The sequence below is a fragment of the Streptomyces capoamus genome (assembly GCF_014654935.1).
Classification (GTDB): domain Bacteria; phylum Actinomycetota; class Actinomycetes; order Streptomycetales; family Streptomycetaceae; genus Streptomyces; species Streptomyces capoamus.
In genome coordinates this window covers 108,642-114,671 of the sequence record NZ_BNBF01000014.1, presented here as the reverse complement: position 1 = coordinate 114,671, position 6,030 = coordinate 108,642, and the positions used below count along the sequence as shown (strand labels likewise).

The 6,030-nt window shown below is 73.4% G+C and carries 7 protein-coding genes; 2 read left to right on the top strand and 5 right to left on the bottom strand.

Annotation, left to right across the window (positions count from 1 at the left end):
- Positions 1-43: 43 nt before the first annotated feature.
- Both IE312_RS22210 and IE312_RS22205 read right to left on the bottom strand, forming a co-directional pair.
- The gene (locus tag IE312_RS22210) at positions 44-700 is read right to left on the bottom strand and encodes a response regulator transcription factor (RefSeq protein ID WP_031169226.1); all 657 of its coding nucleotides are present in this window, start codon (positions 698-700) and stop codon (positions 44-46) included.
- A gap of 259 nt (positions 701-959) precedes the next feature.
- Positions 960-1,637: a DUF3000 domain-containing protein gene (locus IE312_RS22205; RefSeq protein WP_189984107.1), complete on the bottom strand. Its 678-nt coding sequence runs from the start codon at positions 1,635-1,637 to the stop codon at positions 960-962.
- An 84-nt stretch (positions 1,638-1,721) separates the two neighbouring features.
- Between IE312_RS22205 and hemE the strand changes: the two genes are divergently transcribed.
- Entirely contained in the window at positions 1,722-2,780 is a 1,059-nt protein-coding gene (gene hemE / locus IE312_RS22200) for a uroporphyrinogen decarboxylase (protein ID WP_189984106.1), read from the top strand.
- A gap of 13 nt (positions 2,781-2,793) precedes the next feature.
- Here the strand turns inward: hemE and IE312_RS22195 are convergent, their stop codons facing one another.
- The gene (locus IE312_RS22195) at positions 2,794-3,618 is read right to left on the bottom strand and encodes a rhomboid family intramembrane serine protease (protein ID WP_189984105.1); all 825 of its coding nucleotides are present in this window, start codon (positions 3,616-3,618) and stop codon (positions 2,794-2,796) included.
- A gap of 93 nt (positions 3,619-3,711) precedes the next feature.
- Here IE312_RS22195 and IE312_RS22190 point away from each other — a divergent pair, with 93 nt between their 5' ends.
- Positions 3,712-3,993: a hypothetical protein gene (locus tag IE312_RS22190; RefSeq protein WP_189984104.1), complete on the top strand. Its 282-nt coding sequence runs from the start codon at positions 3,712-3,714 to the stop codon at positions 3,991-3,993.
- On the opposite strand, the gene IE312_RS22185 is transcribed toward IE312_RS22190, so the two are convergent.
- Positions 3,990-5,396, bottom strand: a complete 1,407-nt coding sequence (locus tag IE312_RS22185) for an FAD-dependent oxidoreductase (RefSeq protein WP_189984103.1) — start codon at positions 5,394-5,396, stop codon at positions 3,990-3,992. The two genes, IE312_RS22190 and IE312_RS22185, sit on opposite strands and share 4 nt — an antisense overlap.
- 27 nt (positions 5,397-5,423) lie before the next feature.
- The coding region (locus tag IE312_RS41275; RefSeq protein WP_229900279.1) for a DUF4349 domain-containing protein at positions 5,424-6,030 on the bottom strand (607 nt) is incomplete at its 5' end.

Sequence of the window (6,030 nt, the reverse complement as noted above, 5' to 3'; positions counted from 1 at the left end):
GAAAGGGTGAGGAGGCGGGGACTCGAACGCGGGACGGGCGGACTCAGTGGATGATTCCGGTACGCAGGGCCACGGCCACCATGCCGGCCCGGTCACCGGTGCCGAGCTTGCGGGCGATGCGGGCCAGGTGGCTCTTGACGGTGAGGGCGGACAGGCCCATGGACACGCCGATCGCCTTGTTCGACTGGCCCTCCGCGACCAGCCGCAGCACCTCGACCTCGCGTCCGGACAGCTCCCGGTAGCCGCCCGGGTGGCTCGGGGCACCCGGGGGGCGGCGGTGCATGCGGGCGGCGCCGAGGGGAGCGGCGCCGGGCCGGGCGGGGAGCCCGATGTTGGTGCGGGTGCCGGTGACGACGTAGCCCTTGACGCCGCCGGCCAGGGCGTTGCGGACCGCGCCGATGTCGTCCGCGGCGGACAGCGCGAGTCCGTTGGGCCAGCCCGCGGCGCGGGTCTCGGACAGCAGGGTGAGGCCGGAGCCGTCGGGGAGGTGGACGTCGGCGACGCAGATGTCGCGCGGGTTGCCGATGCGGGGACGAGCCTCCGCGACGGACGAGGCCTCGATGACGTCGCGCACTCCGAGCGCCCACAGGTGGCGGGTGACGGTGGAGCGGACGCGCGGGTCGGCCACGACCACCATGGCGGTCGGCTTGTTCGGGCGGTAGGCGACCAGGCTTGCGGGTTGCTCGAGGAGAACGGACACCAGGCCTCCTGGGTGGGGGACGGGGCCGGCTTGTGGGGAGGAAGCCGGGACGAACCGTGCTTTCAAGGTCACAGTCGTCTTCGGCAGCAAACTCGTCCGCCTTTAGAGAATGATCACGATCTAGTGAGTAACAATCTGTGCAATTCGGACACGCGATCGATCACCCGAAGATCGAGTCGGTTCGAGCGGGTGCGATTCGAGTGCGGAAAGTGGCCGTATCGACAAAGAGATGGTCAATCGGGCGTTTCGCGGCGCCCGCTCACCGGGACTGCGGGCCCCTGCGCTGCGGCAGGCTCACCACCGAGGCGTCCCCCGGCCCGGCCGGCGGCAGTCCCGCGACCTGGGCCAGCAGGTCGCACCAGGCGGCCAGGTGCGCGGCGGTGTCCGGCACCCCGCCCAGGCCCTCCCTGGGCGTCCAGGACGCCCGGATCTCGATCTGGGAGGCGGGCGGCCGTTCGGCGAGGCCGCCGAAGTAGTGCGAGCCGGCCCGCGTGATCGTGCCGCTCGGCTCGCCGTAACCGAGACCGCGCGCCGCCAGCGCCCCGGTCAGCCACGACCAGCACACCTCGGGCAGCAGCGGATCGGCCGCCATCTCCGGCTCCAGCTCCGCCCGCACCAGCGTCACCAGCCGGAACGTGCCCCGCCAGGCCTCGTGCCCGGCCGGGTCGTGCAGCAGTACCAGCCGCCCGTCGGCCAGCTCCTGCTCGCCGTCGACCACCACCGCCTCCAGCGCGTACGCGTGGGGCGCGAGCCGCTGCGGGGCGGGGGTCGGCTCCACCTCGACCTGCGGCCGCAGCCGGCTGCCGCGCAGGGCCTCGACCGCGGTGCGGAAAGCCGGCGGACCCGGGACACCGGGGTGCCCGTCCGCCTCCTCGGTGTCCTTCACTTCGCCCGCTCCATCAGCGCTGTCCGACCTTCGTCCGTGAGCCGCAGCCATGCGGGGAAGAGTAAGGGGAAGCGGGGCGCCGCGCAGGGCAAGACACCCTCGGGCGCCGATCCGGCGGCATGCGAAACTGGCCTCGTGACCGCCAATGACACCCCGCAGCCGACAGCGACGTACGACAGCGCCTTCCTCAGGGCGTGCAGGCGCGAGCCCGTGCCGCACACCCCCGTGTGGTTCATGCGCCAGGCCGGCCGCTCCCTGCCCGAGTACCGCAAGGTGCGCGAGGGCGTCCCCATGCTCGAGTCCTGCATGCGGCCCGAGCTGGTCACCGAGATCACCCTGCAGCCGGTGCGCCGGCACGACGTGGATGCGGCCATCTTCTTCAGCGACATCGTCGTCCCGCTGAAGGCCATCGGTGTCGACCTCGACATCAAGCCGGGCATCGGACCGGTCGTCGAGCAGCCGATCCGCACCCGCGCCGACCTGGCCCGCCTGCGCGCCCTCACCCCCGAGGACGTCCCCTACGTCACCGAGGCCATCGGCCTGCTCACCCGCGAGCTGGGCGCCACCCCGCTGATCGGATTCGCGGGCGCCCCGTTCACCCTCGCGAGCTACCTGGTCGAGGGCGGCCCCTCCCGCACGTACGAGAACGCCAAGGCGATGATGTACGGCGACCCCGAGCTGTGGGCCGACCTGCTCGACCGGCTCGCCGACATCACGGCCGCCTTCCTGAAGGTCCAGATCGAGGCCGGCGCCAGTGCCGTGCAGCTCTTCGACTCCTGGGCCGGCGCGCTGGCCCCGGCCGACTACCGGACGTCCGTCATGGCGGCCTCGGCGAAGGTCTTCGACGCCGTCGCCGGGTACGGCGTCCCGCGCATCCACTTCGGCGTCGGCACCGGCGAACTGCTGAAGCTCATGGGCGAGGCCGGCGCGGACGTCGTCGGCGTCGACTGGCGCGTCCCGCTGGACGAGGCCGCCCGCCGCGTCGGCCCCGGCAAGGCCCTCCAGGGCAACCTGGACCCGACCGTGCTGTTCACCGACAAGGACACCGTCGCCGCCAAGGCCCGCGAGGTGCTCGACGCCGCCGCCGGCCTGGAGGGCCACGTCTTCAACCTCGGCCACGGCGTCATGCCGAACACCGACCCGGACGCGCTGACCCGGCTCGTGGAGTACGTCCACACCGCCACCACGCGCTGAGCCGCCGCCGGGCTCACCAGGAGTAGTGGGGCCGCGCGCGCCTGCCGAACAGCAGGCCGGGCGGCTCCGGCGGGGGAGGCGTGCCGGGCTTGAGCGGCCAGGCGAGCAGCATGCCCGCCACGAAGCCGACCACGTGCGCCGCGTACGCCACCGTGCCGCCGCCGGACACCCCGTGCCCGGACGAGTACACCGCCTGGAGCCCGAACCAGAACCCCAGCACCAGCCAGGCGGGCAGCCGCAGCGGCAGGAAGACCAGGAACGGCACCAGCACCCACACCCTGGCCTTCGGGTACAGCACCAGATAGGCGCCCAGGACCCCGGCGATCGCACCGGACGCGCCGATCAGCGGGTCGCCGGAACCGTCGTTGAGCAGCGCGAAGCCGTAGCCGGCCGCGTAGCCGCAGACGACGTAGAAGAGGAAGTAGCGGATGTGGCCCATCCGGTCCTCGACGTTGTTGCCGAAGATCAGCAGGAAGAGCATGTTGCCCAGCAGGTGCAGCGAGCCGCCGTGCAGGAACATCGCCGTGAACACCGACAGCGCCGGGGACTTGTCGTAGGCGGGCGGTGCCACGACGCAGCCCGGGCCGTGCGGGCCCACGCCGACCTCCCCGGTCGGCACCAGCCGGGGCAACTGATGGTGGATCAGTTCCCGGGGGACCGCCGCGTAGTGGTCCATGAAGGCCTGCAGGTCGCACAGCTGGGCCAGCCGGCCGCCGCCGGCCACCGCGCCGGCCGTACCGGGCATGGTGAGGAACACCAGCACGTTGGCGGCGATCAGGGCGTACGTCACCCAGGGGGTACGGCGCACCGGGTTCACGTCATGAACGGGGATGACCACACAGGAGTAGTGCCCGCGAACGGGCCTGCGAATCGGTGAACGCGGCCCGGCGGGCGTGCGTATGTGTTCTCAAACCGACGTGAGGATCAGGCGATGACGAACGCTCCGCAGGTTCCGGCGATGCACGCCCTGCCCGACGGCGAGGCCGAGCTGTCCTTGGTGGTACGGCTGCCCTGGGAGGACGTGGCGCGGCTCGGCCAGGAGGCGGGGCGGCTCGCCACGCAGATGCAGCGGCCGGTGACGCTGGACGAGGCGGTGAGCTACCGGCTGCGGTCCGCCCGGCCGTCCGCCTCCCACGCCAAGCCGTCCGGCGAGCAGCCGGCCGCCGTCTCCACCGGGGTGACGTCACTGCCGCGGATCAGCGGGACCGCCTAGGACGGACCCTGGGCTCCCCGCACCCGCGCCGCCGCCTTTCTCGCCGCCACCAGCACCGGGTCCCACACCGGCGAGAACGGCGGGGCGTAGCCCAGGTCCAGGGCCGTCATCTGTTCCACCGTCATCCGGGCGGTGAGCGCCACCGCCGCGACGTCCACCCGCTTCGCCGCGCCCTCCCTGCCGACGATCTGCACGCCCAGCAGCCGGCCGGTGCGGGACTCCGCGAGCATCTTGACCGTCATGGGGGCGGCACCGGGGTAGTAGCCGGCCCGGCTGGTCGACTCGATCGTGACCGCCTCGAAGCGCAGACCGACCCGACGGGCGTCCTTCTCGCGCAGGCCGGTGCGGGCGATCTCCAGGTCGCAGACCTTGCTGACCGCCGTGCCCACGACACCGGGGAAGGTGGCGTAGCCGCCGCCCGCGTTGCTACCGATGACCTGGCCGTGCTTGTTGGCGTGGGTGCCGAGCGGCACGTACTGCTCCTGCCCCGAGACCAGGTTCAGCACCTCCACGCAGTCGCCGCCCGCCCAGATGTTCCCGTGCCCGCGCACCCGCATCGCCAGGTCGGTGAGCAGGCCGCCGTGCGTGCCGAGCGGCAGCCCGGCGGCCCGGGCCAGCGCGGTCTCCGGGCGGACGCCGATGCCGAGCACCACCACGTCCGCCGGGTACGCGGCGTCCTCGGTGGCCACCGCGCGGACCCGCCCGTCCGCACCGGTAAGGATCTCGGTGACCTCGGCGTCGTTCACCATGGTGATGCCGAGGCCCTCCATCGCCCGGTGCACCATCCGGCCCATGTCCGGGTCGAGCGTCGACATGGGCTCCCGGCCGCGGTTGACGACGGTGACCGCGAAACCCCGGTGGATCAGCGCCTCGGCCATCTCCACGCCGATGTAGCCCGCTCCCACGACCACCGCCCTGCGGCCGGGCGTGCCGGCCAGCGTGTCCAGCAGGGCCTGGCCGTCGTCGAGGGTCTGCACACCGTGCACACCGGGCGCGTCCGCGCCCGGCAGGTCCGGGCGGACCGGGCGCGCGCCGGTGGCGATGACGAGCTTGTCGTACGGCGTCCAGGACTCGGCGCCCGAATCGACGTCACGCGCGCGTACCCGCTGCCCGGCCACGTCGATCTCCGTGACCTCGGTGCGCAGCCGCAGATCGATCCCGCGCGCGCGGTGCTCCCCGGGCGTCCGGGCGATCAGATCGTCCCGTTCGGGGACCTCGCCGCCCACCCAGTACGGGATGCCGCACGCCGAGAAGGAGGTGAAGTGGCCGCGCTCGAAGGCCACGATCTCCAGCTCCTCGGGGCTCCTGAGCCGCCGTGCCTGCGACGCCGCGGACATGCCCGCGGCGTCACCGCCGATCACGACCAGCCGTTCCCTGCCGTCCCGCCCCTGGCGCATGTTCATGGGAACACGCTACGGGGCGCGGGGACTTCAGTCCCGCCCGGCCTCCTCGGCGGCGTCCGGGGCCGGCGGCGCCGACGGCAGCGGGCCGGGCGCGCCCGTCCCGGGGACGGGCTCCGCGCGGCGCGGCAGCCGGGGCCGTACCACCCGCAGCCACAGCAGCACCAGGAGCGTGGCGAGGGCCGCGAACGGCAGGGCGGCGCCGAGCGCGAGCGCGATCCAGCGCAGCATGCCGGCGAACGCGTGCCAGCCGCCCGCCAGCGCGTCCGTGAAGCCCGGCCTGCCGTCACCGGACGCCTGCCTCGCCGGGGTCCTCGACAGCGACAGGGTGACGGTGGCCAGCTCGACGCGGTCCTTCAGGGAGGCCTGCCGGGCCAGCAGCGACTCCAGGTCGGCCTGACGGGTGCTCAGTTCGCCCTCCAGGGCGACGACGTCGCTCAGTCTGGTCGCCTTGTCCATCAGGGTGCGGACCCGGCCCACGCTGGCCCGCTGCGACCTGACCCGGCTGTCCACGTCCACGACCTGGTCGCTGACGTCGACCGCCTTGGCCGTGCGGCGGACCAGCCGGCCCGTGCCCTGCAGACCGGTGAGGACCTCGTCGTACCGCTCGGTGGGCACGCGCAGCACCACCCGGGTG

What these genes read in the sequence shown, in the direction of transcription:
- IE312_RS22205 (WP_189984107.1), bottom strand. Translation starts at nt 1,637, where the DNA reads ATGGCTGCGGCTCACGGACGAAGGTCGGACAGCGCTGATGGAGCGGGC.
- IE312_RS22185 (WP_189984103.1), bottom strand. Translation starts at nt 5,396, where the DNA reads ATGAACATGCGCCAGGGGCGGGACGGCAGGGAACGGCTGGTCGTGATC.
- IE312_RS22190 (WP_189984104.1), top strand. Translation starts at nt 3,712, where the DNA reads ATGACGAACGCTCCGCAGGTTCCGGCGATGCACGCCCTGCCCGACGGC.